This window comes from Brachybacterium tyrofermentans (assembly GCF_039526165.1).
GTDB classification, from domain to species: domain Bacteria; phylum Actinomycetota; class Actinomycetes; order Actinomycetales; family Dermabacteraceae; genus Brachybacterium; species Brachybacterium tyrofermentans.
Genome location: NZ_BAAAIR010000085.1, coordinates 1 through 2322, shown reverse-complemented (window position 1 = coordinate 2322; position 2322 = coordinate 1). Strand labels below are relative to the sequence as shown.

2 protein-coding genes are annotated in these 2322 nt (G+C 63.6%); both read left to right on the top strand.

Annotated features, from left to right (window positions below):
* Nucleotides 1-486 precede the first annotated feature (486 nt).
* Entirely contained in the window at nucleotides 487-1089 is a 603-nt protein-coding gene (locus ABD093_RS18365; protein WP_343926335.1) for a hypothetical protein, read from the top strand.
* On the top strand, nucleotides 1086-2114 hold the full coding sequence (locus tag ABD093_RS18360; RefSeq protein ID WP_096166854.1) for a DDE-type integrase/transposase/recombinase: 1029 nt from the start codon (nucleotides 1086-1088) through the stop codon (nucleotides 2112-2114). Before ABD093_RS18365 ends, ABD093_RS18360 begins: the two co-directional genes overlap by 4 nt.
* The last annotated feature ends 208 nt before the right edge of the window (nucleotides 2115-2322 follow it).

The window sequence follows — 2322 nt, the reverse complement described above, 5'->3', positions numbered from 1 at the left end:
CCTGCTCACCAGCGCCGCGAGAACCGTAGCGTGAATACCCGCCACAGCAGGGTCATTCACCACGAACCGCGAAGAGCCGTCATGGCCGTCGGGCGCACTGAAACGCGCTGGGAGTTGGTGGTGGCTCTGATCCCACGGGGCGATGTGGGGCATGACAGCACCCGGAAATACCCTGATGAGCTTCGGGAAGGGGGCGTAAGGGCTTTGGACGCAAAGCTAGACCCTGCTGCTGACAAACCCGTGGTGATTTACTTGCCGCGGGCAAGGCCTGCCCAGATCAAATCCGCCTGTTGGCCCCCCTACCATGATTCCGTCTTGACGCCGTGTGAGCCGACGAAGTTGTCCTGCCCTTAGATCGAGAACTGTGCCATCGGGGCGGTTATCGCCTTCGAAAGAGCAGCCGGGCGTACTGCCGGGGACACGCGTGGAACGAAAGGCGCCCGTGTCGACATCTAGAGCATTGACGACGCCACCCATGAGAAGCGCTTGATCGAGATCAAGGCCTTCGGCGTCCCCGGCTGCGGTGATTTCATTTGGCTCGAGTCAAACCAAGTCGAGTCGCTCGAGAGGGTCCTTGGCGCTCGCCTTTACCTCGTCGCCAACGTCCGCTCCGCAGATCCGTCGGAGACCCTCTTTGCCAGGCTGATTGTGAGTCACCTCAGGACCAGTTGGGAGAGCAGGGCGATGACGATCAGTCCGGGATTCACGTCGGCGGAGATCCGCGAGTTCGTGCATGAGTATCAGGTGCAGCCGCACGGGGCGAAGGGACCGTGGCTCGCCGCGCGCGGCGTTCCGTATGGACGGCTCCGGCGGTGGCGGGGGACGGTATTCGAGGGCGACCTCGACCGGGGGCTCATTCCGCGAGAGGGTAGTCCTATGACTGTTCCACCAGGCAAGCGCACTGCGCTGGAGAAGCAACGAGCGGTCGAGCGCGCTGCTCATGAGGCCGAGCTTGTGCGGTTGAGCGCCCGGGTGCGGGAGTTGGAGGAGACCAACAGCGCGCTGGGAAAAGCTATCGGGCTCTTGCACGCGATGAGCGAGGAAGAGCCCGCCGAGCCCCCGACGAAGACCGATCAGCCCGGTTCTTGAACGCGGAGAACGACCTCGTCGCCGAGCTCACCGCCGCGACCGGATCGCAGCGGCAGGCACTCGAATTCGCGGGCGTGTCACGGTCGACGTGGCATTACCGGCAGCGTCCGCGAGAGCGGATCGCTGATCCGATCCCGCAGACTGAGCGTGCCTATGAATCACGGATCAGCACCGCCGATGAGGAACGGATCGGCGGCCTGATCCTCGCCGGGTGGGCGCAGCAAAACTCTGTCGATCATTCGTTTGCGACCGCGTGGGATGACGGGGTGATGCTCGCGTCGCGACGCTCCTGGTGGCGGATCGCGGCACGGATCGAGGACCAGATGCTCCGGCCGACGGTCCCGACTCGGAAGGATCGCCGGCAGCCGCGGAACAAACCAGTGCTGAAAGCGACTGGCCCCGGGCAAGTGTGGTCATGGGATATTACCGACCTGTACTCGCCGTGGCGGGGGAAGGTGTTCAAGGCATACAAGATCACCGATATCTACTCCCGAAAGATTGTCGGCTGGCGAGTCGAGGATCGCGAGGCTGACCACCTCGCCGTGGAGATGTTCGCCGCCGCGTTCACCGAGCACGGCCCGCCCACGGTGGTGCACGCCGATTCCGGGGCCGCGATGACCTCGAACCTGCTGAGGGACTCCCTCCACGAGCAGGGTGTGAACCTCTCTCACAACCGGCCGTATACGTCGAACGACAACCCGTTCTCCGAGGCTGGTTTCCGGACGATGAAGTACCGGCCGGGCTACCCGAAGGTGTTTACCAATCTTTCCGCCGCACGCGAATACATCGCCGGCTACGTGCCCTGGTATAACCACCAGCACAAGCACTCCGGGATCGCGCTGTTCTCACCCGCGCAGGTCCACGACGACACCTGGCGTGACGCATGGAAGACCCGTGACACCGCGCTGCAGCGCTACTTCCACAAGCACCCGGAACGATTCCGCGCACGCCCACGGACACCGGCCCCCGCCGAGATAGTCGGCATCAACCTGCCCGAGCAAGAGCCGCTAAAGCAGACCGCGTGACTCCACACAGCTTGACATCGAGCGAGATGCGAATTTTAGACCGCGAGGGGGAGTAGTTGCACGCACGTCTCGCCGCAAAGCGGAAGAAGTATTACTACGAGGTGCCGCTGCCCGTCGCCGTCTATGGGCTCTTCGCGGTTCGTGGTGAATGACCCTGCTGTGGCGGGTATTCACGCTACGGTTCTCGCGGCGCTGGTGAGCAGGATAC